General features: G+C 69.5%; 20 protein-coding genes and 4 tRNA genes. 15 read left to right on the forward strand and 9 right to left on the reverse strand.

Translation table 11 applies throughout. The annotated features are described in order from the left end of the window. The first annotated feature begins 25 nt into the window (after window positions 1-25). Window positions 26-100, forward strand: a tRNA-Lys gene (locus tag F4553_RS20800). A gap of 199 nt (window positions 101-299) precedes the next feature. Here F4553_RS20800 and F4553_RS20805 read toward each other — a convergent pair. Then, on the reverse strand, window positions 300-776 hold the full coding sequence (locus tag F4553_RS20805) for a PLAT/LH2 domain-containing protein (protein ID WP_184838455.1): 477 nt from the start codon (window positions 774-776) through the stop codon (window positions 300-302). 210 nt (window positions 777-986) lie between these two features. On the opposite strand from F4553_RS20805, the gene F4553_RS20810 reads away from it, so the two are divergent. Then, window positions 987-3854, forward strand: a complete 2868-nt coding sequence (locus F4553_RS20810) for an AfsR/SARP family transcriptional regulator (RefSeq protein ID WP_184838456.1) — start codon at window positions 987-989, stop codon at window positions 3852-3854. A gap of 101 nt (window positions 3855-3955) precedes the next feature. Here the strand turns inward: F4553_RS20810 and F4553_RS20815 are convergent, their stop codons facing one another. Both F4553_RS20815 and F4553_RS20820 read right to left on the reverse strand, forming a co-directional pair. Further along, complete coding sequence (locus F4553_RS20815) at window positions 3956-4597, reverse strand: response regulator (RefSeq protein ID WP_184838458.1); 642 nt, start codon at window positions 4595-4597, stop codon at window positions 3956-3958. After that, complete coding sequence (locus F4553_RS20820) at window positions 4594-5805, reverse strand: sensor histidine kinase (protein ID WP_312875288.1); 1212 nt, start codon at window positions 5803-5805, stop codon at window positions 4594-4596. The genes F4553_RS20815 and F4553_RS20820 overlap by 4 nt, the downstream gene beginning before the upstream one ends. Before the next feature lie 211 nt (window positions 5806-6016). Here F4553_RS20820 and F4553_RS20825 point away from each other — a divergent pair, with 211 nt between their 5' ends. Further along, window positions 6017-7099: an ABC transporter permease gene (locus F4553_RS20825; protein WP_184838460.1), complete on the forward strand. Its 1083-nt coding sequence runs from the start codon at window positions 6017-6019 to the stop codon at window positions 7097-7099. Further along, window positions 7096-7800 carry an ABC transporter ATP-binding protein gene (locus F4553_RS20830; RefSeq protein ID WP_184838462.1) on the forward strand — a complete coding sequence of 235 codons (705 nt, stop codon included), beginning with the start codon at window positions 7096-7098 and terminating at the stop codon, window positions 7798-7800. The genes F4553_RS20825 and F4553_RS20830 overlap by 4 nt, the downstream gene beginning before the upstream one ends. A gap of 89 nt (window positions 7801-7889) precedes the next feature. Here the strand turns inward: F4553_RS20830 and F4553_RS20835 are convergent, their stop codons facing one another. The 4 genes from F4553_RS20835 to F4553_RS20850 all read right to left on the reverse strand — a co-directional run bounded on the left by F4553_RS20835 (window position 7890) and on the right by F4553_RS20850 (window position 13724). Beyond that, complete coding sequence (locus F4553_RS20835) at window positions 7890-9236, reverse strand: UDP-glucose dehydrogenase family protein (RefSeq protein ID WP_221469957.1); 1347 nt, start codon at window positions 9234-9236, stop codon at window positions 7890-7892. 80 nt (window positions 9237-9316) lie between these two features. Beyond that, the gene (locus tag F4553_RS20840) at window positions 9317-10477 is read right to left on the reverse strand and encodes a right-handed parallel beta-helix repeat-containing protein (protein WP_221469958.1); all 1161 of its coding nucleotides are present in this window, start codon (window positions 10475-10477) and stop codon (window positions 9317-9319) included. Then, window positions 10474-12408 carry a right-handed parallel beta-helix repeat-containing protein gene (locus tag F4553_RS20845; protein ID WP_312875289.1) on the reverse strand — a complete coding sequence of 645 codons (1935 nt, stop codon included), beginning with the start codon at window positions 12406-12408 and terminating at the stop codon, window positions 10474-10476. Before F4553_RS20845 ends, F4553_RS20840 begins: the two co-directional genes overlap by 4 nt. Then, the gene (locus F4553_RS20850; RefSeq protein ID WP_184838465.1) at window positions 12405-13724 is read right to left on the reverse strand and encodes a glycosyltransferase family 2 protein; all 1320 of its coding nucleotides are present in this window, start codon (window positions 13722-13724) and stop codon (window positions 12405-12407) included. The genes F4553_RS20845 and F4553_RS20850 overlap by 4 nt, the downstream gene beginning before the upstream one ends. 686 nt (window positions 13725-14410) lie before the next feature. On the opposite strand from F4553_RS20850, the gene F4553_RS20855 reads away from it, so the two are divergent. Together F4553_RS20855 and F4553_RS20860 are read left to right on the forward strand one after the other, a co-directional pair. Further along, window positions 14411-16918 carry a choice-of-anchor D domain-containing protein gene (locus F4553_RS20855; protein WP_184838467.1) on the forward strand — a complete coding sequence of 836 codons (2508 nt, stop codon included), beginning with the start codon at window positions 14411-14413 and terminating at the stop codon, window positions 16916-16918. A 76-nt stretch (window positions 16919-16994) separates the two neighbouring features. Next, window positions 16995-17594 (forward strand): NADPH-dependent FMN reductase, encoded by a 600-nt coding sequence (locus F4553_RS20860; RefSeq protein WP_184838469.1) that lies wholly within the window; start codon window positions 16995-16997, stop codon window positions 17592-17594. Here the strand turns inward: F4553_RS20860 and F4553_RS20865 are convergent. Beyond that, on the reverse strand, window positions 17572-18426 hold the full coding sequence (locus tag F4553_RS20865; RefSeq protein ID WP_184838471.1) for a phytoene/squalene synthase family protein: 855 nt from the start codon (window positions 18424-18426) through the stop codon (window positions 17572-17574). The genes F4553_RS20860 and F4553_RS20865 overlap by 23 nt on opposite strands. 105 nt (window positions 18427-18531) lie before the next feature. Here F4553_RS20865 and crtI point away from each other — a divergent pair, with 105 nt between their 5' ends. From crtI to F4553_RS20910, 9 genes are all read left to right on the forward strand, one after another. Next, window positions 18532-20004 (forward strand): phytoene desaturase family protein, encoded by a 1473-nt coding sequence (crtI, locus tag F4553_RS20870; RefSeq protein ID WP_184838474.1) that lies wholly within the window; start codon window positions 18532-18534, stop codon window positions 20002-20004. 8 nt (window positions 20005-20012) lie between these two features. Continuing rightward, entirely contained in the window at window positions 20013-20546 is a 534-nt protein-coding gene (gene idi / locus F4553_RS20875) for an isopentenyl-diphosphate Delta-isomerase (protein WP_184840984.1), read from the forward strand. A gap of 108 nt (window positions 20547-20654) precedes the next feature. Beyond that, window positions 20655-21455 carry a polysaccharide deacetylase family protein gene (locus F4553_RS20880; protein WP_184838476.1) on the forward strand — a complete coding sequence of 267 codons (801 nt, stop codon included), beginning with the start codon at window positions 20655-20657 and terminating at the stop codon, window positions 21453-21455. 230 nt (window positions 21456-21685) lie between these two features. Beyond that, a tRNA-Glu gene (locus F4553_RS20885) sits at window positions 21686-21758 on the forward strand. Window positions 21759-21796: 38 nt separating this feature from the next. Further along, window positions 21797-21870, forward strand: a tRNA-Asp gene (locus F4553_RS20890). A gap of 23 nt (window positions 21871-21893) precedes the next feature. Further along, window positions 21894-21967, forward strand: a tRNA-Phe gene (locus tag F4553_RS20895). 112 nt (window positions 21968-22079) lie between these two features. Beyond that, on the forward strand, window positions 22080-22787 hold the full coding sequence (locus F4553_RS20900) for an MBL fold metallo-hydrolase (RefSeq protein WP_184838478.1): 708 nt from the start codon (window positions 22080-22082) through the stop codon (window positions 22785-22787). A 32-nt stretch (window positions 22788-22819) separates the two neighbouring features. Then, complete coding sequence (locus tag F4553_RS20905; RefSeq protein WP_184838480.1) at window positions 22820-23485, forward strand: HAD family hydrolase; 666 nt, start codon at window positions 22820-22822, stop codon at window positions 23483-23485. 162 nt (window positions 23486-23647) lie between these two features. Beyond that, window positions 23648-23899, forward strand: a complete 252-nt coding sequence (locus F4553_RS20910; protein ID WP_184838482.1) for a hypothetical protein — start codon at window positions 23648-23650, stop codon at window positions 23897-23899. 56 nt (window positions 23900-23955) lie between these two features. Here the strand turns inward: F4553_RS20910 and F4553_RS20915 are convergent, their stop codons facing one another. After that, a complete protein-coding gene (locus F4553_RS20915; protein WP_184838484.1) occupies window positions 23956-24981 on the reverse strand; it encodes an alpha/beta fold hydrolase in 1026 nt (341 codons plus the stop codon). Between the last annotated feature and the right edge of the window lie 90 nt (window positions 24982-25071).

Below are 25071 nucleotides of genomic sequence, written 5' to 3' on the forward strand. Positions count from 1 at the left end.
ACCGTCCGGTAGCCTGTCATGGCACGGGCTGCTAGCTCAATGGCAGAGCTGCGGACTTTTAATCCGTAGGTTCAGGGTTCGAGTCCCTGGCGGCCCACCACTCCACCTGCACAAATGCGATTTTTGCATCGACGCTCGTGATTGCCGAGCATTACATATAAAGCCGTAGACCGCACACCCGACAGGGACGGCACGGCCGCTGCGTGAGACGAGGTCACCCCTCTGGTCGGCCCGCGAAGCTGAGGGGACGCGACGCGCGAGCGGGAGGTGGACCGTCACCCCCCGCTCGGCCGGGGTTCCTAGTTGCCGCAGGAGTAGTAGTTGGTGGCGGCGGCGTCCGGGTACCAGGTGTAGACCGCGCAGAACGCCGTCGCGCCGGTCACCCGGTTCTGGATCGTCACCCACTCCGGGTACCACTCCGAGCCGGCGCCGTCCTTGCGCAGCCCGATGCCGTCGATACGCCCCAGGTCGGGCCAGCTGGTCACGCTGAACGTCTCGGTCGAGTTGCGCTCGAAGTTGTCCCGCGAATCATCGAGCTGCTTGCGCTCCGAGACCGCGACGTTGCCGTAGGCCCAGATGTAGATGTTGGCGTCGGTGCCGGCGCTGTCCAGGTTGCCGGTGCGGACGGTCACGTTGTAGCCGGGACCGGCCAGCGTCATCACGCCGCCCGAGGGCGCGGCCGTGTCGCCCGGAGCCGCCGAGGCGGGCTGGCCGGAGACGGCCACGGCCCCGACAACTGCCATCGCGGTAGCCACGACCAAAGCCCTGATCTTCATGGTGCACTCCTTCGTCAGTTCGTTTCGCTCTGCCCATGACGATGGCGGGCCGGCTCGACATCCTGTCGACAATCCGTCGACAGCGGACTGTCGACGCAGCATGCGGGGCCTGCCTGGCTGCTGCGACGCCGATCCGACCGGTTCGATCCGCTATATCGGGTTACGCCCGAGCGCGGCAAGCGGGAAGAATGCGGATGAAGGGGAGGGCTGATGAAGTCAACGGCGCACGATCTCACCTTCCGGGTGCTCGGATCCTTCCACGTGGTCCATGAAGGACAGCCGGTGCCGGTCGGCGGACCACAGCTGCGGACCGTCCTGGCCCGGCTCCTCACCCCGCCGGGCCGCACGGTCAGCGTCGCCGCCCTGGTCCGCGAGGTCTGGGATGCCGACGCCCCACCGGACGCCGAACGCACGATCCGCACCTATGTGTCGCGGCTGCGTACCGCGCTCGCCCCGCTCATCACCGCCGGAACGGTCACCCTCGCCACCGCCCCGCCCGGCTACCTGCTGCGCGTCGACCACGATGCCCTCGACTCCACCCGCTTCGAACGCCTCGCCACGGCGGGTCACGACGCCCTCGCCGCCGCTCGGCCCGACGAGGCGGCCGCCCTGCTCGACGAGGCGCTGGGCCTGTGGCGCGGCGATGCCTACGCCGAGTTCGCCGACTGCGCCGCCCTCGCCGCTGCGGGCGCCCGGCTGGAACGGCTGCGGCTCACCGCCAGCGAGGACCGTATCGCCGCCGACCAGGCCCGGGGCGGCGACGTCGTCGCCGAACTGGAGACCCTGGTCCGCCAGCACCCCGAACGCGAACGGCTCTGGGGACAGCTGATGCTCGCCCTCTACCGCGCCGACCGGCAAGCCGAAGCCCTCGCCGTCTTCCGGGAGGCCCGAACCGCCCTCATCGACACGCACGGGATCGAGCCGTCACCGCAGCTCATCGAGGTCCACCGGCGGATCCTCGCTCAGGACCCGCTGCTGTCGGCAGCCCCGGCCGACCGTCCGGCACCGCCCCCGCCCGCCGCCGCGTGGCCGCTGCCCGCGCAGCTGCCGCCGCCGGTAACCGGCTTCGCCGGACGCGACCACGAACTCTCCCGACTGGACGAGCACCTGCTCACCGGCGACGGCCCCGTACCGGCGCTGATCATCTCCGGCCCGGCCGGCGTCGGCAAGACCACCCTCGCCGTCACCTGGGCGCACCGCGCCACGGCAAGCTTCCCCGACGGCAGCCTCTACGCCAACCTGCGCGGCTTCGACCCCGACGACACGGCAGTCCTCGACGCACCCGCCGTCGTCCGCGGCTTCCTCGACGCCCTCGGCGTGCCTGCCACCCGCGTCCCGCCCAGCCCGGATGCGCAGCTCGGACTCTTCCGCAGCCTGCTGCACGAGCGCAGGATGCTGATCCTCCTCGACAACGCCCGCGATGTCTCGCAGGTCCGGGCCCTGCTGCCGGGCGCACCGGGCAGCCTGGTCCTGGTCACCAGCCGCAACCGGCTCGCCGGGCTCGTCGCCACCGAAGGCGCCCACCCCGTCGACCTGCGCCCGATGACCGAGGACAAGGCGCGCGAGCTGCTGCACCGGCGACTCGGCGCCCGCCGGATGACCGGCGAACCAACGGCCATCGAGGTGATCATCGCCCGCTGCGGCGGCCTGCCCCTCGCCCTGTCCATCGCTGCCGCCCTCGCGGCGACCCGCCCGGACCAGCCGATCGCCGCGCTCGCCGCGCAACTGGCCGACCCGGGCGGCGTCCTGGACACCCTGCGTGGCGACAGCGACCCCGCCACGGACCTGCGGGCCGTGTTCTCCTGGTCCTACCGCGCCCTGACCGAACCCGCCGCCGAACTCTTCGCCCTCCTCGGCCTGCACCCCGGCCCCGATCTCGCCACCGCTGCGGCTGCCAGCCTCGCCGGGCTGCCGGTCCGGCAGGCCCACGCACTCCTCGCCGAACTCGTTGCCGCCAACCTCGTCACCCCCGCCGGCCAGGACCGCTACTTCCTGCACGACCTCCTGCGCGCCTACTCCGAAGACCTCCTGGCGGAGGCGACCGACCCGGCGCCGCGCACGGCCGCCCTCGACCGGCTGCTCGACCACTACGTCCACACCTCATACGCCGCGACCCTCGCCCTGCACCCGCCGTTCAGCACCCTGGATCTGCCGCCCGCCGCGCCCGGCACCGCCCTGCCGGAGATCCCCGACGCCGCCGCGGCGCACGCCTGGTTCGACGCCGAACGCGTCGGCCTGCTCTCCGCCGTGGCCCATGCCGCCCGCCACGACCACCCCGCCCACGCCTGGCAGCTGGCCTGGAGCATGGCGCGCGACCTCGACCGGCGCGGCCAGTGGTCCGACCGGCTCGCCACCCAGGAGATCGCGCTGGCCGCCGGAGAGCGCAGCGGTGACCCGGTCGGCCAGGCGCACTCGCACCGCGAGCTGGGCATGGCCTACTTCCGCCTCGGCGGGGACCGCCAGGCCACCGACCACCTGCACCAGGCCCTGGACCTCTTCGACGCCGTCGGCGAGCCCGCCGGTGCCGGGCACGCGCGGATCAACCTGTCGATGCTCACCGAACGCCAAGGCGACCTGCACGCCGCGCTCCAGCACGCGCAGCAGGCCCGCGAGGAGTTCCAGCGCGCCGGGAACGCCGCCGGGCAGGCGTACACGCTCAACATGATCGGCTGGAAGCTGACCCTGCTCGGCGACCACGAGCAGGCCATCGACTACTGCGAGCGGGCGCTTGACCTGATCCGGGAGGTCGGCGACCACCAGGGCGAAGCCGACACGTGGGACAGCCTCGGCCATGCCCACCACAAGCTCGGTGACCAGTCCCGGGCGATCGCCTGCTACCGGCAGGCCATCGCACTGTTCGAACAGGTCGGCGACCAGTACGGGCGGGCGTGCAGCGACGTCAACCTCGGCGAGGCCCACTGGACCGCCGCCGACCACGAGGCGGCGCGCACGGCGTGGCGGCGGGCGTTGGTGACGCTGGACGAGCTCGGACATCCCGACGCCGATGGGGTCCGCGCCAGCCTGCGGCGACCGACTCCGACCGACTCCGGCAACACGCGCGTCCTCACCAACACCTAGTTGGTCCCGGCTTGCCTGGATAGATGCCCGAATTGTTCCACGTGAAACATCGAGACCGGACTCAGGCGGCCGTGCGAGCAGCCACGTCGGCCGGTCCCCCGTCAGCGGCGGAGCAGGCCCAGGGTGATCGCGGTGGCGACGGCGGAGGTACGCGAGTCGGCGCCCAACTTCGTGTAGATGTGCGCCAGGTGGGATTTGACCGTGGCCTGGCTCAGGTAGAGCTGCTTGCTGATGGCGGCGTTCGAGAGCCCGTCGGCGACCAGTTGCAGGATCTCGGTCTCGCGCGGGGTCAACGTGGTGGCGGGCTCGCGCATCCGGTCCATCAGTCGCAGCGCCACGGCGGGGGCGAGCGCGGACCTCCCCGCCGCAGCGGCGCGCACCGCGGCGGCCAGCTCCTCCGGCGGGGCGTCCTTGAGCAGGTAACCGGATGCCCCGGCCTCGATGGCGGCGAGGATGTCGACATCGGTGTCATAGGTGGTCAGGATCAGCACCCGCGGCGCGCCCGGGCGAGCGGTGATGGCGGCCGTCGCCTGGGACCCGAGCATCTGCCCGCCGAACTGGAGATCCATCAGCACCACGTCGATGGCGAGCGCGGTCTCGGCGGCCAGGGTGACGGCTTCCTCGGCGGTGGGCACGTCCGCCACGACGGTGAAGCCGGGTTCGGTCCCCAGGACGGCGCGCAATCCCGCGCGTACCACCGGGTGGTCGTCGGCGAGCAGCAGCCGGACGTGCGACTCGCTCATGCGGCGGTTCCTTCGCGGGCCGGGAGGGGGAGGGTGACTGCCAGGGCTGTGCCCTGGCCGGGGGCGGTTTCGAGGGTGAGGGTGCCGTGCAGCGCACGGGCGCGAGCGCGCATGGCGGCCAGTCCGAAGCCGGTGCCGGCCTCGTTGCCACCCGGCCCGGGGAGGGTCCCGGCGTCGAAGCCCTGGCCGTTGTCGACGACGTCGAGGGCTATCTCGGTGTCCATGTAGCTCAGGGTCATCTCGACATGGTCGGCAGTCGCGTGCTGGACGGCGTTGGCCAGCGCGGACTGCGCGATACGCAGCAGCGCGACCTCGTGCGGGGTGGGCAGGTCCACGGGGGTGCCGGAGATCTGGCAGTGGACGCTCAACGGCGAGATCCGGGCGGTGGTGGCGCACAGCCGCTCCAGTGCGGCGGGCAGATTGCCGGCTTCCAGGTCGGGCGGGCTCAGGGCGCGGACGAACCGCCGGGCTTCGGCGAGGTTGTCGACCGCGGTCTGGCGGGCATGGCGGACGTGGCCCAGCGCGGTCTCGGGCTGATCGGCGATGTGAGCGCGCTCGGCGGCCCGCAGCAGCAACTGGATGGAGGACAGGCCCTGGGCGAGGGTGTCGTGGATCTCGCGGGCGAGGCGTTCGCGTTCGGCCAGGACTCCGGCGGCGTGCTCGGCCGCGGCCAGTTCGCCTCGGGTGGCGGTCAGCTCCTCGATGAGGCGGCGGCGCTGCTCGCTCTCCCGATAGAGGGCCTGGTAACCCAGCGCGACCGCGACGGCGACCGCAGCGCCCAGCACGGGACCGATGACGGTGCCCGGGTTGAGGGTGTGCGTGCGCCAGCCGAACCCGGCGATCGCCAGCGCGGTGGTCGCCGTGACCGCGGCCAGCGCCCAGGGGCGCGGCAGCAGGTGCAGTTGGACGAAGAAGAGCGGGAAGGCCAGCCAGATGCCGTCCGAGGTGAGCGCGAGCAGCACCAGCCAGGCGGCCATCACCGCCGCCAGCCACCAGATCGCGGCCCGGAGGCGGGTGTTGACCGGCCGCAGCAGCGGTCCGATGCCGTAGAGCACCGCGAAGACGCCCGCCGCGATGGCCACCGCCGGGGCGTTCGCAGCACCGCCGGCCACAGCCCGCACCACCGCCAGGACCAGCAGCCCGGCGACCATCAGGTGCAGGCAGGTACGCAGCACCCGCAGCGCGGGAGTCAGGGAGGGACCGCTCACGACATCTCTCACCGGCCGCCGGACACATCCCCCCACATGGTGCTTCTCCCCAGCTCAGAGTATGCACACGCCACCGGCGACGGCATCGATCAAAAGATGTAGGCGCCGGGCGTTCCTCGGCGCGATGCCCCGGCGGGTCCGAGCGGGCGACGGTGGAGGCAGACCGCCGGGCATCGGGATCCGGCCCGGAAGCATCGAGAGAGGTTGGGCCGTGTTCGTCGCCTGGAGAGATCTGCGGTTCGCCAAGGGCCGTTTCGCGCTCATGGGCACCGTGATCGTGATGATAACGCTGCTGGTGGGGCTGCTGTCCGGACTCACAGCCGGGCTGGGCCGGGAGAACACCTCCGCCATCACCGGCCTGCCCGCCGACCACCTCGTCTTCTCAGCCCCCGCCGACGGCCAGGACATCTCCTTCACCGACTCCCACCTCGACCAGGACACCTGGAAGCAGTGGGCCGCAGTGCCCGGCGTGGATTCCGCCCAGCCGTTGGGCATCGCGATGACCAGGGCCCAGGCCGGTTCCATCACCGCGTCCCTGTCCGCATTCGGTGTCCAGCCGGGCTCTGACCTGGCACCCAAGGGCGGCCTCACGAACGGCACCGTGGTGATGTCGACGAAGGCCGCCGATGAACTGGGCGTTGAAGCCGGAGCCGCCCTCGCCCTGAACGGGCACGAGGTCACCCTGGCGGCTGTCGGCGGCGACGCGATGTACGCACACACCCCCGTGGTGTGGCTCACCCTCGACGACTGGCAGCGCCTCGGCGCCGCGGGCGGCGGCAGCGGTGAGCAGGCGACCGTCATCGCCCTGTCGACCACCTCCGGAGCCGACCTCTCGGCCGCCGACCGCAGGCTGGGCACCCGGACCGTCAGCAGCGACAGCGCGCTGCAGGCGATCGGCTCCTTCGCCTCGGAGAACGGCTCGCTGCAGCTGATGCGCGGCTTCCTGTTCGCCATCTCGGCCCTGGTCATCGGCGCGTTCTTCACCGTGTGGACCATCCAGCGCAGCGGCGACGTCGCCGTTCTCAAGGCCCTGGGCGCCTCCACCCGCTACCTCCTCAGGGACGCCCTGGGCCAGGCCGTGATCCTCCTCGTGCTCGGCACCGCCCTCGGCACGGCTCTGGCGGCCGGTATAGGTGCCGCCATCGGGGGCAGCGCGGTCCCCTTCGTCCTCGACGCCGCCACCGTCCTGGTCCCGATGGCCGTCATCATCGCCCTCGGCGCGTTCGGGGCCGCCCTGTCCATCCGGCGCATCACCTCCGTCGACCCCCTCACCGCTCTGGGAAGTGCCCGATGACCAGCACGACCGCGACCACCACCGGGCTGCACCTGGCCGACATCGTCCTCACCTACCCCGACGGCACGGGCCGCCTGACCGCCCTCGACCGCGTGAGCCTGAGCGTTACCGCGGGCACGATCACCGCTGTCGTCGGCCCCTCCGGCTCCGGCAAGTCCAGCCTCCTCGCGGTGGCCGCCACGCTCATCACCCCGGACTCCGGGCGGGTGAGCATCGCCGGAACCGACACCGATGGGCTGAGCCGCCACGAACTGACCGCCCTGCGCCGCACCACCGTCGGCATCGTCTTCCAACAGCCCAACCTGCTGCCCTCCCTCACCGCTGTCGAACAGCTCCAGGTCATGGCCCACCTCGACAGGCGCAGCCCCCGGAAGGCCCGCGCCCGTGCCCTGGAGATGCTCGACGCGGTCGGCCTCGGCGACCAGGCCGACCGCCGGCCCCATCAGCTCTCCGGCGGCCAGCGCCAGCGCATCAACATCGCCCGCGCCCTCATGAACGATCCCGCCGTCCTCCTGGTCGACGAACCCACCAGCGCCCTCGATCACGAACGCGGCGCCGCCGTCCTCGACCTGATCACCACCCTCACCCGCCGGAACGACACCGCCACCGTCCTGGTCACCCACGACCGCTCCCTGCTCGCCGCCGTCGACGAGGTCACCGAGGTCCGCGACGGCCGTCTCACCGCTCCCGCTCGCGCCTGACCTCCACAAACATCGAGCAGGCCGCGTACGCGTACGCGGCCTGCTCGATATCGGTGATCGTCAGCGGCCGGGAAGCACCGCCACTAGGTTCAGGGGCGACCCAGTGCGCGGTACTCCCAGCCGGCAGCCCGCCATGCCATCGGGTCGAGGGCGTGCCGGCCGTCGACGATGCGGCGGTGTGCGACCACGGACCCCATCACCTCCGGAGCGATCTCCTGGAACTCCGACCACTCGGTCAGCAGGATCACCGCGTCGGCGCCCCGCAGCGTTTCGAGCAGGCTCTCGCCGTACTCGAGCTCGGGGTGCGCCCGCCGGGCGTTGTCCAGGGCCGCCGGGTCGAACACGCACACCTGGGCACCGGCTCGATGCAGCGTGCTCGCCACATCCAGCGCCGGTGCGTCGCGGATGTCGTCGGAGTTCGGCTTGAACGCGGCGCCGAGCGCGGCGACCCGCTTGCCGGTGAGGTCCCCGCCCACCAGCTCACGGACCAGGTCGACGGCGCGGGTGCGGCGGCGCTGGTTGATCGCGTCCACCTCGTGCAGGAACGCCACGGCCTGCCCGACACCCAGCTCGCCCGCGCGGTGGGCGAACGCACGGATGTCCTTGGGCAGGCAGCCGCCGCCGAAGCCGAGGCCGGGCTTGAGGAACTTGCCGCCGATCCGGGAGTCGTAGGCGAGCGCGGTGGCGAGGTCCTGGACGTCGGCGCCGATCGTCTCGCAGACCTCCGCCATCGCGTTGATGTAGGAGATCTTCGTGGCCAGGAAGGAGTTGGCCGCGACCTTCACCAGCTCGGCCGTCATCCGGTCGGTCACCACCACCGGGCTGCCCTGCTCGATCATCGGCGCGAAGGACGCCCGCAGCTGCTCCTCGGCCCACGCCGAGGCGACGCCGAAGACCAGCCGGTCCGGGTTCATCGTGTCCTCGACCGCGAAGCCCTCGCGGAGGAACTCGGGGTTCCAGGCCAGCTCGATCTCCGAGCCCGCCGGTGCCGTGGTGGCGATGAGCTCCGCCAGGTCGGCGGCGGTGCCCACCGGCACGGTGGACTTGCCCACGACGAGCGCCCGGCGGTTCAGGTGGCGGGCGAGTTCCCGGGTCGCGTCGAAGACATAGCTCACGTTGGCGGCGTGCGAGCCCGCCATCTGCGGTGTGCCGACACAGATGAAGTGCACGTCGCCGAACTCGGCCGCCTCGGCGAACGAGGTGGTGAACCGGAGCCGTCCCGACGTCAACGCCTTGGTCAGCAGCTCGGGAAGTCCCGGTTCGAAGAACGGAACTTCACCGGCGGTCAAGCGGTCGATCTTGCTCTGGTCCACGTCGACCCCGAGCACCTCATAACCCTGAACTGCCATGCAGATGGCGTGCGTGGCACCGAGGTATCCGGTACCGATGACGGTGAGCCTCGGCGTGACTTCGCCGAAGGTGCTCTCCATGTTCATTGACTTCTCCTGTTTTCGGGAAGGGGGGAGCCGTACCGGACACGGGTCCGGCACTGAGGTCTTGTCGAGTTACGGGAGGGTCAGCCGCAGGCCTTGTTGCTGAAGCCCTTGGCGGCGCCGATCACCTTGTTGTCGCAGTTGGCCGTGTTGTTGCGCACCGGTACGAAGTTGAAGCCGTACCCGGGTCCGTTCACCTCGGCGGTGTTGCCCTTGAAGACGTTGTTGGTGCCCCAGCCCTCGACGACCTCGTGGGTCTGGAACCCGTCCTGTTTGGAGTTGCGCCCCAGGTTGCCCTGGATCAGCCAGCCGTTGCCCTTGACGTCGATCCACGAGTCGGCGTGCGAGCCGCTGAACTTCGAGCCGTCGAAGGTGTTGTTCAGGACGCGGCCGCCGGTCGTACCCTCCTTGATGTCGATGCTCTCGGAGGTGGTGTCGGTGATCGTGTTGCCCTCGACGAGATTGCGGTCGCTGTTGTCCGGCTTGCACGCGGTGACGGTGCACCAGTTGGACTTCGCGGTGCCGACATAGATGCCCTCGCCGAAGGTGTCGCGGCGGTTGCCCGTGTTGCGCACGGTGTTGCCGCGCACCACGTTGTCGGAGCTGAAGTTGCGCAGGTGGATGCCCTCGTCGCCGATCTGCTCCACGGTCAGCCCCGCGATCAGCGCACCCTGCACCCGATCGGCCATCAGGCCCTTCTGCCCGTTGAAGAGCGTCAGGCCCATCACCCGCCAGTAGCTGGCGCCGTCGAGGTGCAGCACGTAGCCGGCCTTGATGCCGCCGCCGTCGAGCACCGCTCCGGCGCCGCCGCACAGGTAGATCGGCTGCTCCTTGGTCGCCGGGGTCGTGGCGACGAACTTGCCCTCGTAGACGCCGTCCCGCAGCGCGATGACATCGCCCGGCCTGGCGCTCGCGAGCGCGTCGTGCAGGCCCCTCGCCTCCGACACGGTGATCGTCGCCTGCGGGCAACCGGCCGGTACGGCGGTCGGCGCGGGCACCGTCGGCTGTGTCGCGGTCGGGGTACCACTGCTCCCGACGACCGGCGTACGCGGTGACCTGCTCTCCCTGTCCCGCTGCCCGGTCGGCCGCGCGTCTCCGCCACCGCTCGTTACCACGACGAGCGTGATGACCAGCGCGATCACCACCGCCACCAGGGCACCGGTGACCCAGACCCATGGCCCGGTGGGTATCCCGCGCCTGCTCACCGGCGCGTCCGGGATGTCGATCGGCTCCTGAGTGCTCATCCGGCCACCTCCGACAGTGCGGGCACCAGCGTACGGCCGCCGGCGGTATTGATCTCGATGGGCGCCTTGGGGCTCAGCGGCTGCTTGTCCTGGTAAGGATGGAGCTTCGCAGCGCTGCGGCGGCGGATGCCCTTCGTCGCGATGAAGAGGATCAGCAGGAAGATGGCGGCCCACAGCATCGTCATCGGGCTGGCGTAGTGGCGCACCCGGACCCAGAACGAACTCGTGTCGTACCACGCGAACGTCTGGTTCTCGTCGACGGCGACGTCGCCGTGCGACCGGGAGAGGTCCAGCGCGCTCGGACCGACGCCGCCGATGACGTTGAACGCGATGACCGAGCCTTCCACACCGCCGACCATGGCGATGCCGTGATTGCCCGCCCGCTGGATGGTGTTGCCGCGCACCTCGACGACCGAGTCGCGCACGTAGACCGCCGTCTGCGCACGGGTGATGACGTTGCCGGTCATCGTGGCGGTCACCCCGTCGCGGACGGCGATCCCCTGCCGTTGCTGGTCGAAGAGCTGGTTGCCGGTGATCGAGATCTTGATTCCGCCCTGCCGCGCCACGATGCCCATGTCGCTGCCGACGATGCGGTTGTTCTGGATGCCGACGTCGAGTCCGCCGAGGATCTCGATGCCGTAGTGCACGTTGTTCTCGGCGACGCTGTTGGAGATGGAGTTCGAGCCGTAGACCGCGGTGGACTCACCCGAGGCCGACGGCCCGTTCGCCAGCGCCTCACCGTTGACGGTGAACCCGTTGCCGCCGTTGTTCTGCGAGGTCGAACCGCTGATCCGCACCTCCTGCGTCGCCCGGGACAGGACGAAGCCGTCGCCGCCGTTGCCGCGCGACACCACCCGCTCGATCACCGCGCTCGACGCGCCGCGGTGCATCACCAGCCCGGAGGAGAGGCTCTTCTCCACGGTCGTGTCGGTGATGGTGATGCCCTGAGCGCTGGAGATGAACAGGCCGAACTCGTTGCCGGTCAGCGTCGAGTGCGAGATGTTGACCGAGACGTAGGACTGGCCGGGGAGGGTGAACCGGCTGTCCGGGTTCGTCAGCGGCCCGCTCGGCTGCGCCGTCACGTTGCCGACGGAGGGTGGCTGGTCCGACTTGGCCGGCCCGTTCAGGCGCTGGTCCTTCGCGATGTGGCGCTCGGTCTTGGTCAGGTGCTCCGGCGCGTCGACGGCACCCGCGTCCGGGCGTTCGGTGCCGGTGAGGCTGAGACCACCGGTGCGGCCGCTCCAGAAGCCGAGGTGTTCGATCGTCGCGTACTCCATGCTGAACTGGCCGCTGATGGCGCGTACGTAGGCCCGCCCGTCCTGCACCTCGGTGTCGGGTGTGTTGGTACGCGGGTCCCAGCTCGTGATCGTGGTCGGCCCCTGCGGCGTACCCGCGATGGTGAGCTGCCCGCCGAAGGAGATGATCGAGACGAACCCGTTGCTGTTGCTCACCAGCCGCACGGTGAGACCGCCGGGGTTGGACAGGTTCAGCTTCGCGCCCGTCGTCAGGTAGATGTTCTCGGTGAGCAGGTAGGCGCCGTCGGCCTGGCGTACGAAGGTCTGCGGTGCCAGTTCGAGCAGGTCGGCGACCTGGTAGGGCCTGCCGCGCTGGGTGAGCACCAGGGTGTAGCCACTGCCGGTGTCCAACCGGTAGGGCTTGGACCACATGGTGCCGCCCTGCCGTGCCGCCACCGAGGCGACCGCTCGCACCTGGTTGAGCCGGTAGTCCTCGTCCGCCACCAGGGCCGCCTCCTGCTGCGCGGCCTGATCGGAGAGGGCACCGGGTGCTGTCGGGTCGCTTCGCGGTCCCGCACCGGCCGGAGCGGCCAACGCCGACGCGCCGACGACGGCGCCGATCAGCAGGCCGACCATGCCGACCGTGACCCGGCGAGCGTCGCGCGGCTTCGAGACAGGTGTCATCAGCTGTGTCACGACCGGACCCCGGCATCCTCGAGTACGCGCTCCGCGGGCTGGGCGGAGTGCTGCTGAGACGGCTGCTGGCTCGGCTGCAGCGACGCGGCGTTCTGGCCCTCACCGCCGATTTGATCGCTGGTACGCGTGAGCCAGCCCTGCTTGTTCATGGTGATGAACGCGAACAGCTTGATGGGCAGGGAGATCGCGATGATGGTGACCGCGAGCACCGGCAGCAGGAGGATGTCCCCCGGGTGCCGTCGCAGGTGCGAGTACCCGCGGACCGCCCGGCCCAGCATGACCCAGATGAGCACGAGGGCGATGCCGCGGCCGCTGAGCTCGAGCCGGCTCAGCAGGAGGTAGCCCATCGCCATCCCCATCGTCACCGGCGTCAGCAGGATCTGCAGCACGGTGATCTTGGTGACGACGGGCACCTTCCAGAGCCAGCCCTTGTATATGGCGGTGAGGTAGCAGCGGTAGGAGTTCCGGCTCCATCGGATCCGCTGCTTCATGAAGGCCCGCAGCCCGCTCGGGAACATCGAGAGGGCTCGGGCGGAGGACTGGTGGACCGTCTTGTAACCCGAGGCCAGCACGAGCCAGGTCAGCCGTCCGTCGTCACCGGCGACGCAGCGACGCCCCAGGAAGAACTCGTTCTCCAGGTTCTCCAGGACCGGAAGGACGGCGGCCCGCCGATACGCCGCAGTCCGCCCGGACAGGCAGGCGACGGCCCCCGCTCGCCCCATGGCCGGTACGTAGTCGTAGTACCGGAGGTCGACCAGCCAGTCGGCGATCCGCCGCCAGACACTGGTTTGGCGCTGGTAGACGTTCTGCTGGGTGCCCACGCCGCCGACATCGGGATCGACGAACGGCATCTGCACGGCGGCGAGGAGCCCGGGCTCCCACCGGGTGTCGGAGTCCGCGAGGACGATGATCTCGTGACGGGCGGCCCGGATGCCCACACCCAGCGCGGAGCGCTTGCCGCGGTGCTCGAAGGCGAGCGTGCGAACCCGCGGGTCGGTCACCGCACTGAGCCGGCGCAGGACCTCCGTGTCCTCGATGTCGGGAACGATGATGACCTCATCCGGATCCTGACTCAGCCAGCTGTTCAGGCATTCCATAAGAATGTCGGGGTCTTCGCGATACGCGGGAACGACCACCGAAACCGTTGTGCGGTAGTCGTTGACGACCGGTTTGGCAAATCGCGACAGGATGGCCCGGTAGAGCCACAGTGCCCACACCAGAATCCCGGCTATTCCGAGTGGCCAGATATCCCGCCACGATGTCTGGCCGACTGCTTCCACAATCCATGACCAGATGTCGCTGAGTATTGCCGACATGTTGGATTTCCCCCTGACACATGATCGCAGGACGCGAATCTGATTCATTCGCGCCATCCCCGCCACGTACGGCGATACATCGCGGCCCCACCTGCCCCGATGTCGCTCTGTCGTTGACCTGGTCAACCTAGGCATGCTTTGCGCCGGGAGGAAGACAACCAGCAGTCATGGGAATGCGGCGATGCGTGGCGTATCACCGGCGGACGGTTCGCCGCGGCTCACCAAAAGTACGAAGGAAACGGCCTCGCCAGCCAGAAATGAGCCATCCACGCCCAACGATTGGCGGACTGTGCCCCGATTTCGCTCGAACCATTCAATCGTCGAACACTGTCCGAATAACGACGCAGGACAGTCGATCATCAATTGACACATCCCCATGTCTGAGTATGACTAATATCACACGCCACTAACCGGTAAGGCTTTTATGTCGTCACGATTTCGGGCGCGTGAACGGCACTTCTCGCCAAGAGAGACAATGCCGCCGAGATTTCCCGACGAGTAGTAACCCATTTCAGATTGTCGATGAACGAGGGCTCCTCGACCCGACGGGCCACTCCCGCGTTCGCACCGAACCGCCGAATGTTCGGCCAGGGATCGGCGAATCGTCTTGATCCCCTGAGAGCTGGACGGATATCTTGCAGGCGCTCCAACCCACCCTTCAATGCGCCCTAGTCCATGGGGGTAACGTGCGCATTTCTCGTGGCGTCATTTCCGGCGCCATCACCACCGTCGTCGCGCTGTCGGCGGCGGTCGTCGGGCTCACCGATGCGGCGGTCGCGGCCGCACCGAGCCCGCCCTACAACTCCGTCTCGATCGACGGAGGCACCCGCAACACCGGCGTCTACGTGCTGTGGACCAGCGCCGTCTACGACGGCAACGTCGACTCCTTCACCATCTATCACCCGCCGGCACCGGACAGCGTTCGGTTCTGGGTCAGCCGGACGACCCCGAGTGGCGGTGAAACCCTCGTCCTCACCATCGCACCGCCGATCGGTCAGTCGTGGACGGAGAACACCACCTACCCGGCCGGCTACTACGCCTCCGCGACCGACGCTGACTTCGACATCAGCACCGGCGGCTACGGGTGCGACGCCCGTGTCGGTTCAACCCTGACGATCACGCAGGTACGCCGCGACGAAGCGGGCGTGCTCACCGGCATCGCGGGGAAGTACTCGGTGAACTGCGAGCAGGGCCCTCCGGTCACGGGGGAGCTGCACTGGAACTCGACGGTCGAGCACGTCCTGGCTGCATCGAGCTCCAACCGGGTGCTCTTCGGCAGCCAGCCGACCGGCACCGACGGAACGTCGAAGGTGCTGACCTACACCGCTCGGGGCAGCAACCCCGTCACCTACGGGACCGCTGCTCTGGGCGGGGACACCCCGGCGGCGTTCGCGATCACCGCCGACTCCTGCTCGGGCAAGACCTTCACCTACGGGGAGACCTGCACGGTGACGGTGACGCCGAGGGCGACTGCTCTGGGCACGCAGACCGCGTCGCTGACCATCCCGGACAACACGCTCGGCGGCCAGCGGTTCGCGCATCTGGAACTTGCGGGCGTCGACGGCCGCCAGCTCACCATCACGCCGGGCTCGCTGGACTTCGGCATGAACGAGTTGGGCGAGCAGAGCGCCCCCAGCCAGCTCACGGTGAAGTCCACCGGCGCGCTTGCGGTGACCTTCGGCTCGGCGACGCTCGAAGGCGCGCAGCCGGGTTCATTCGTCATCCTCAGCGACACCTGCTCAGGTCAGACGGTCAACCCGGGCAGCACCTGCGTCCTGGAGGTGGCGGCGAAGCCCACCGCCATCGCCAATCAGAACGCGTATGTGAAGCTGCCGAACAACAGCATTCAGGGCTCGCATAACGCCTACCTGACCGCCTACGGGGAGATGCCGCAGGTAGGGACCTACTTCGGTCGGCAGCCCTACCGGGTCCTGGACACCAGGACGGGCCGCGGTGCTCCCAAGACCACGGTGAAGGCGGGTGGCGTCGTCCATCTGAAGGTGGGCGGTGTCGCCTGGGTGCCCGTCAACGCCACGGCCGTGGTGCTCAACGTCACGGTCTCGGGTCCGAGTGCCCGGAGCTACCTGTCCGTCTACCCCGGCGGCGGCGTCCGGCCGACCGTCTCCTCGCTCAACTTCCCCAAGGGGTGGACCGGCGCGAACTCGGTGACGGTCGCGACCGGACCGGGTGGTTACGTCGACATCTACAACGCCGCCGGTTCCACGAACATCATCGCCGATGTCGTGGGCTACTACGCGGGGAACGAGCCGTCGAACTACGAGCCGAACGCGAACATCGGCGGCGAGTACCAGCCCTTCAAACCGGTCCGGCTGCTCGACACGCGGAAGTCCGGCGGGAAGCTCCCGGGCGGCTACTACATCCAGCTGCCGGCGAACTTCGGCGCCGCGGTCAACTCGCACGTCAAGGCGTTCGCGGTGAACGTGACGGCGGTCAGCCCCTCGGGCACGGGATTCTTCACCACCTGGAACGGTGCTGAGGACCTGCCGGCCTCGTCGACGCTCAACTTCACGAAGAACGCCACCGTGGCGAACTTCGCGATCGTGCCGACCACTCCCTGCGTGGAGTGCTCCGGCAGCGGTTACCTGGCCCCGTCGATCGCCATCTACACCAGCACCGCCGCGCACGTCATCGTCGACATCTTCGGGTTCTACGACGACAGCACGCTCGGTGACGGGCTGCGGTTCCAGCCGCTGACTCCGGAGCGCATCGCGGACAGCCGGTCCGCGCTGGGCACACCGTCGGCGATCCCCGGGGGCGCGACGGCCGTCATCGCGGCCCCGCCGAGCGTGCTGGACACGGACACCGTGGCGCTGGCGCTCAACGTCACCGCGATCAATCCCACCAAGACCACCTATCTCACGGTGTGGCCCAACGGGATCAGCGGTTTCGGCCAGCCTGGCGTGAGCAATGTCAACGCGGGTCAGGGGGCGATCGTGCCCAACGCGGTCATCTCGATCATCGGGCCGACGAATTCGTTCAACGTCTTCAACGCGGGCCGGCGCGACCGATATCAGTGTGGACGTGGTCGGCAGCTTCTACTTCTACCCCTACAAGTTGCCCTACAACTACTTCCCCTTCCAGCGGCGAGCGGCTCTGGGCAGCCACGCTCCGAGCGGAGCGCAACCCGCACCCGTGATCCATCAGGCGAAGTAGCAGTACCCGCTGCACAGTGACCGCACCGGACGGCCCGTCCGGTGCGGTCACTGCCGTCTGTGGAGGGAATGTCGCAGCACGTGCGACGATCCACGGATGACCGATCGACCGCTCCGCATCCTCATCGTCGGCGCTTCGCTGCGGACGGGCTCCTACAACGTCGCGCTGGCCCGGCTCGCCGCGCGGCGGGTCGGGGAGACCGGCGCGGAGGCCGATCTGGTGCCCTATGCGGAGCTCGCCGTGCCCGACTACGACGCCGATGCCGAGCGGGCCGACGGCGTCCCGCCCGCCGCGCTGGCCTTCCGCGACCGGCTCCGCGCGGCGGATGCCCTGATCATCGCGGCGCCGGAGTACAACCACTCGATCCCGGGATCGCTGAAGAACCTGATCGACTGGACATCGCGGATCAAGCCGCAGCCGTTCTGGGGCGGCAACGGGATGCTGCTCAGCGCCTCCCCCTCGCTCGTCGGCGGCAACCGGGGCGCGTGGGCGCTGCGGGTGCCGCTGGAGCACCTCGGGATGCGGGTCTACCCGGAGATGTTCTCGCTGGCCCAGGCCGGTCAGGCGCTGACACCCGAGGGCGAGTTCGTCGACTCGAAGCTGGCCGGCCGGTTCGACACGGCGATCGAGGGGTTCCTGGAGCTGGTCGAGGCGACCGTGCGCTACGCCGACCTCAAGCGGCGGACGAGCGGATAGCCGCCGCCGCGAGCCGCAGCCGCCGCACCGCGGGCACGGTGATCCGCTCGCTGAAGACGTCGTAATCCGCCGACTCGATCTCGTCCAGGATCGCGCCGTAGACGGCGTGCGCCACCCGCACGCACCGAGCCGACGCGGGCGGCAGGACGGCCACCCCGGCGGCGGCCAGCTCGTAGTGCTCGCGGGCGCGGCCCACCTCGTACCGGATGAGCTGCCGGACCGCCGGGGTGCGCGAGCGCAGCGTGGCCCGGCTGACCCCGAAGCGCGCGAGATCTTCGGCGGGGAGGTAGACGCGGCCGCGGTCGAGGTCCTCGCCCACGTCGCGCAGGAAGTTGGTGAGCTGGAAGGCGAGGCCGAGCTGCCGCGCGGGCTCGCGCGCCGCCGCCAGGTCCGTCGGCCGCAGGATCGGCAGCAGCAGCGTGCCGATCACGGCCGCGGATCCGTCCATGTAGCCGAGCAGATCACAATATGTCGGGTACGCCGTGACGGTCAGATCCATCGCCATGCTGCTCAGGAACAGGTCCAGGTCAGCGGGGTCCCACCGCAGCTCACGAGCGGTCTGCACGAAAGCGGGCAGCAGCGGGTGATCGGCGACGGCGGTGGGATCGGCGAGCCCGGCGTGCATCGCCTTGCCGAGTTCGGTGAGGGCGAGGGCCGGGTCGGCACCGGGGTGGTCGACGAGATCGTCGGCATGGCGGGTGAAGCCGTAGAGCGCGTGCACGTGCCACCGGTCGCGGCGCGGCAGCAGCTTGGTGGCGAGGTAGTAGCTGCGGCCGTGGATACGATGAAGCTCTCGGCAGCGGCGATAGGCAGCCGCGACGATCGCCTCCACGCGCTCCCCCTGCTCTGCCGTCCGTCTGTCGGATCAACGCCAGTAACCAGCCTACGCAGTGCCGTCGGGTCGGAAGTGCCCGCCCGACATGCGAAGATGCAAAACGTGCGAACCATATCCAATCCGACAAGTCGGGTGATCGTGGTGGGCGCGGGCCTGGGCGGACTCTCCTGCGCCCTCCACCTCGCCGGCGCCGGTCGCGAGGTGACCGTGCTCGAACGCCACAGCCAGCCCGGCGGCCGAGCGGGCCTGCTGGCGCTGGACGGGTACCGCTTCGACACCGGCCCCACCGTGCTCACCGCACCCGAGCTCATCGCCGAGCCGCTGCACGCGGTGGGCGAGGAGCTGCACGACTGGCTCGACCTCGTGCGGCTGGAACCGGCCTACCGGGCGCACTACCCCGACGGGTCGACGCTCGATGTCAGCGCCGACCGGCAGGCGATGTGGGACAACATCCGCACGGTCTGCGGCCGCCAGGAGGCCGACGGATATCTCCGCTTCGCCGACTGGGCGCAGCACCTCTGGCAGCTCGAACGCAAGGATTTCATCGACCGCAATCTCGACGGTCCGCGGGACCTGATGACGATGAACCTGCTGCGGCTGCTCGGCACCGGCGCGTTCCGCCCGCTGAGTCACAAGATCGGCGAGTTCTTCCGCGATGCCCGTACCCAGCGGATCTTCTCTTTTCAAGCGCTCTACGCGGGGCTCGCGCCGCGGGACGCCCTCGCGATCTACGCGGTGATCGCGTATCTCGACACCGTCGCCGGCGTCTTCCACCCGCGCGGCGGGATGCACCAGCTGCCGGTGGCGCTCGCCGGTGCGGCGGAGAAGCACGGCGTGACCTTCCGTTACGACACGACCGTGACCGCCGTGGAGACGCGCGGCGGCCGGGCGGTCGCGGTGCAGACGCTCGACGGCGAGCGGATCACCGCCGACGCGGTGGTGCTCAATCCCGACCTGCCCAGCGCCTATGACCTGCTGCCGGGGCCGCCACCGAAGCGCAAGCTCAAGGCATCCCCGAGCTGCGTCGTGATCCACCTCGGCTCGACCGCGACCTACTCCAAGATCGCTCATCACAACATTCACTTCGGGCAGGCCTGGGAACGGACGTTTGACGAGGTCATCGAGCGGGGCGAGCTGATGAGCGACCCGTCCCTGCTCGTCACCAACCCCAGCCGCACCGACCCGACGCTCGCTCCGGAGGGCAGGCAGAGCTACTACATCCTCGCGCCGGTCCCGAACCTGCGGGCAGCGCCGGTGACCTGGTCACCACAGCTGGGCCGCCGGTACGCCGGTGAGATTCTCGCCACACTCGAACATCGCGGATATCTAGATCTTGGAGCGTCGATCGACGTGTCACACGTGGTAACCCCGGCAGACTGGGCCCGACAAGGGCATCTGGCCGGATCCCCCTTCTCCGCCGCGCACACATTTCGGCAGACCGGGCCGTTCCGCCCGGGCAACACGCACCCTAATCTATCTAATGTGGTCTTTGTGGGCTCCGGCACGCAGCCGGGCGTGGGTGTGCCAATGGTGCTGATCTCGGGAAAACTCGCCGCGGCGAGGGTGACGGGATGAGTGCCGTCATCACGTCCCGCGAGACGCACCTCGTCGAGCTCGTCGACACCGAGGGGACCGCGATCGGCGAGCTCTCGGTCGCCGACGCGCACCAGAGCCCAGGGCGGCTCCACCGCGCATTCTCCGTGCTGCTGATGGACTCCCAGGGCAGGCTCCTGCTCCAGCAGCGCGCCACGGCCAAGACCCGTTTCCCTGGCCGCTGGGCCAACACCGCCTGCGGGCACCCCGCCCCCGGTGAGAAGCTCGTCACCGCAGCCGCGAGGCGTCTCGCCGAGGAGGTCGGCCTCACCGGTGTCGATCTCACCGAGGTCGGCGCCTTCACCTATCGCGCGGACGATCCGGCATCCGGCCGGGTCGAGCACGAGTACGACCACGTGCTGCTCGGCATCATCGAGCCGACGGCCTACCGGCCCAAGATCGATCCTGCCGAGGTCGCCGCCCTTCGATGGGTCGAGCCATCGACACTGTGGGTCGGTCTCAACGAGCACCCCGAGCAGTACGCGCCCTGGCTACCAGGCGTTACCCGCTTAGCACTGCCCTAATTCGCCCATCTGTGAAACGCTGGGGTTACATCTGGAGGCTCCGCTGACCCGGGGCCTCCACCTCGTTCGGCTCTCTCGGAGCGCAACCCCCACCTCAGAGGAGCACAGATGGCACGACGCAACCTCCTTGCCGTCCTGACGACCGCGGCCCTCGCCGGCTCCCTCCTGATCGCCGGCTGCGGCTCATCCGAGCCGACCGCCGCTCCAACCCCCACACCGTCTCCGTCGGCCTCTCCGTCGCCGTCAGCGGTGCCGTCGCCGTCGGTGAATCCGACGCCGTCGCCCACGAAGAAGCCGCCGAAGCCGCCGAACCCGGTGATCAGCAGAACCGGGTCGACGGGAGTGGCGCTCACCTTCGACGACGGGCCGCAGGGCGGTTGGACGCCCCGGATCCTCGACGAGCTCAAGGCGCGCGGGGTCAAGGCGACCTTCTGCGTGATCGGCTCCCAGGTCTCCGCGCACGCCGATCTGATCCGGCGCATCGTCAACGAGGGCCATACGCTCTGCAACCACAGCTGGAACCACGAGTTCGCTCTCGGCAAGTGGTCCGATGCGGCGATCAAGACCAACCTGCTCAAGACCGACAATGCGATCCACGCCGTGGTCCCCGGTGTGCCGATTCCGTACTTCCGCCAGCCCGGCGGCAACTGGACCGCAGCGGTGAGCCGCGTAGCCAAGTCCCTCGGCAAGAAATCGCTCGGCTGGAGCGTCGACCCCTGGGACTGGAACAAGCCCGGCACCAGCGCGATCGTCAAGCGAGTGGTCAACAACACGCGCAGCGGCTCGATCGTGCTCCTGCACGACGGCGGCGGCGACCGGGCGCAGACGCTCGCGGCGATCCGGCAGATCATCCCGATGCTGCTGGCCCGCAAGCTCAAACTCATCCCCATGCCCGCTCCCCAGCCGTAGCTCGGGTTCGGCGTGGCGCGGCTTGATCGCGTTGTTTCCGGGAAACAGTCCCTTCGCAGTGCGCTTGAGGGGCCTGGTTCCGGGAAACAACGCGATCAAGCAGGTCGGAGGGCGCGCCGGGGGTGGATTTGGCAGGTGGCCTCGCCATCACATATGCTTTCCGAGCCTCCGGCGGGGCCGGATGGGAGCACGAAAACCCTCAACGCAGAATATGCAATGATGGTTCGGCCGCCCTCATCGTCTAGCGGCCCAGGACGCCGCCCTTTCAAGGCGGTAGCACGGGTTCGAATCCCGTTGGGGGCACGGAACGGAGACTGATACAGTCTCAGCAGCAAGAGCAAGGTCCTGTGGAGCAGTTGGAGTGCTCGCCGCCCTGTCAAGGCGGAGGTCGCGGGTTCAAGTCCCGTCAGGACCGCAAGATCACCTCGGGGTGATCGCGGCCAGGTAGCTCAGTTGGTACGAGCGTCCGACTGAAAATCGGAAGGTCGGCGGTTCGACCCCGCCCCTGGCCACATAGCCTTTCGCCGGGCTTTCGCGATGCCGACCAGCATTCATGTGGGTCGGCATTTTGCGTCTCACCACGATTCGCTGGCGCCGGGCGGGGCCACCTGGCAGCCTGAACGGATGCTGAATCAGATTGCCGATGGCGTGTGGGTGCGACAGAGCGCATGGGTCTGGAGCAACACCATCGTCGTCCGCGGTGAGGGCGGCTTGATCCTGGTCGACCCCGGCATCGAGGGCGCGGAGCTCGACGATCTCGCCGACGACCTGGACCGGCTCGGAACTCCGGTGATCGCCGGGTTCTCCACCCATCCCCACTGGGATCATCTGCTGTGGCATCCCCGATTCGGCGACGTGCCGCGATACGGCACCGCCGCCTGCGCCCGTGCTGCCGGTGCAGGCCGCGAGCGGGGGCAGCAGATGGCGGCGGAGAGCGCGTCGGGCGTCCCCCTGGAACTGCTCGGGCTGATCACCCCGCTGCCCGCGGACGGCGGGCCGATCCCGGGCGAGATCGTCGAGCACGAGGCGCACGCGCCCGGCCATGCGGCACTCCTGCTCGCGGACCGAGGCGTGCTGCTCGCCGGGGACATGCTCTCCGATGTCCTGGTCCCGATGTTCGGCCTTCCCCGCCCTGATCGGGTGGAGATCTATGAGGCGGCGCTCGACCGGCTGGAGGACCTCGTCAAGCAGGTCGACATCGTGGTGCCCGGCCATGGCTCCGTTGCCGAGGGTTCCGAGGCGGCGGCCCGCTTCGCGGCGGATCGGGCCTTCATCGACGCGCTGCGGCGCGGCGAGGAACCCGTCGACGAGCGCTTCGGCCCACGCGGCTAGGCACCACCGGGACCGGGTTGGGAGGATGGGTCGTGCACAAGCTGCTCCATCAGGCCGAGGCCGTGCTCTTCGACTTCGACGGCTCCCTCTGCCGGATCTTCGCCACCCTCACCGACTGGGCCGCCGCCGACCGGGTTCTCTCCGTCCTCGGGCTCGCCGGCGTCGCCCTGCCCCCGCACCTGATCACGACCAGCGATCCGATCGAGGTGGCGAGGTTCCTCGCCACCGTCGACGATCGGGAGATCGCGCTCCGCGCCGAGCAGGAACTGCGCGCCGTCGAGCTGGAAGCCGTCGCCGGTGCGGCGCCCACTCCGGGCGGCCACGAGGCCTTTCGGGCGGTCGCCGCGTCGGGACGCCCGGTCGCGATCGTCAGCAACAACTCGCCCGAGGCGGTCGAGGCCTACCTGGCTCTGCACCGGCTGACCGGGCTGACCGACGTGGTCCTGGGCCGGATGCCGGGGCGGCCGGGGTCGATGAAGCCTCATCCCTACCTGGTGACGATGGCCTGCATGCTGGTGGAGGCCGAGCCCGGCGGATGCGTGTTGATCGGCGACTCGGTCACCGACATCGAGGCGGCCAAGGCAGCGGGCACGCTCGCCATCGGTCTGGCGAGCCAGCCGGACCGGGCGGCACCCCTCCAGGCCGCAGGCGCCGACGCGGTCATCACCGGCATGACCGATCTGCTGGCCACGGCATGATCACCGCCCGCTGAGCAAGACCGCAGATCTGGGCGTGCTGGGCTCGCCCCGACGCGCCCCACCCGCCACGATCGAGGATCTCCGTCTCGGAGAAGGTCTCGGTGAGATATCAGTACGGGGGCATCGAGGCTTCTTCGAACACACGTTCGATAGAATGTTCTGATGAATGACGTCGCTGAGACCGAGATCGCCTACTGGTCGGCGATCAACCATGGTCGCCTCATGGATATCTGGATCACCCACCGGGTCGGCCCCGCATCGGACTGCTACACGGTCCGTTTCCGGGCCGGCGGCCTGGGCAATCCGTTCCGCCGCCAGATGCTGCCCACCCTCGACGAGGCCTACCGGGCCGCCTCGGGGCTGAAGGCCGAGTTCCCCGCCATGATCGAGTGGGCCGGGGGCCCGCTCTCGTGATGGATGACGGTGCCGGGAGTGGACGGGAGCGCCCCGTCCACTCCCGCAACCGGTGATCAGGCTCCGCAGCCTGCATAGGCGGCCGGCGGCGTCCCGGCCGTGTCTCCCAGGAAGTAGCCCAGGCAGGCCGCGACGAAGGACGGGTTCTCCTCCGGGACGAAGTGACCCGCACCCGGCACCGTCACGCCCCGCACGTCGGCGGCGACCGGCTGGAAGAACGCGGGCACGAAGCCGAAGGAGTGGTCCCCGCCCATGGTGAGCACCGGCATCGTCAGCCGCTTCGCGGCCGCGTTGGCCCGGTTGTCGGCGGCGTCGGTGGCGAAGGCTCGGTAGTACTCGTAGCCGGCGTGGCGTTTGGCGGGGTCGGCGTAGGCGAGGTAGTACCGCTCCCGGTCGATCGACGGCTTGTTGAAGGCGTAGTCGTAGATCATCCCGTGGTAGGCGGGCACGTCGACGGTGTCGAGGATCGTCTCCGGGATCGGGTTCGGGGCGAGGTTGAAGGTGAAGTGGAAGTCGGCGGTGTAGAACTCCTCCAGGCCGTACCCGGATAGGGGCAGGTCGATGACGACCAGCCGGTCCACGTCGGCCGGGAAGTCCCGGGCATAGGGGTAGGCGACGAGCACGCCCACGTCGTGGCCGACGACCGTGGCCTTGCCGATGCCGAGCTTGACGAGCGCCTGGTGGATGCGGCGCGCGGTCGTGGCCTTGTCGAAGCCGCCGGTCGGCACCGTGGACGCGCCGAGGCCGGGCAGGTCGACCGCGATGACGGTGTGCTTGCCGACCAGGCCGCTCATGACGTCGTGCCACTCCCACCAGGTCGACGGCCAGCCGTGCAGGAGCAGGACCGCAGGTCCGGTGCCGCCCTTCACATAGTGGATGGTGGTGCCTTCGACGCTCACCACGCCGTGGGTGAAGGCGGCGTTGAAGCGGGCCCTGCCGACGGTGGGCTCGTCGCCGAGCCGGACTCCGGCCGAGGTGCTGACCGAGGCGGCGGTGCCCTCAGCGGTGATCAGGAGGGCCAACACGACGAGGGCGACGATGGCGAGAGATCGTCCCAGTCGGGGGCGGACGGCAAACGGCATGGGGAACCTTCCGAGGCTATGCCGAGACCACAGCGGACACGGACTCCCGGAATGCTACGGATAGACCTCCGTTAGGCGTTTACGCCAAAA

The organism is Allocatelliglobosispora scoriae, assembly GCF_014204945.1.
GTDB classification, from domain to species: Bacteria; Actinomycetota; Actinomycetes; order Mycobacteriales; family Micromonosporaceae; genus Allocatelliglobosispora; species Allocatelliglobosispora scoriae.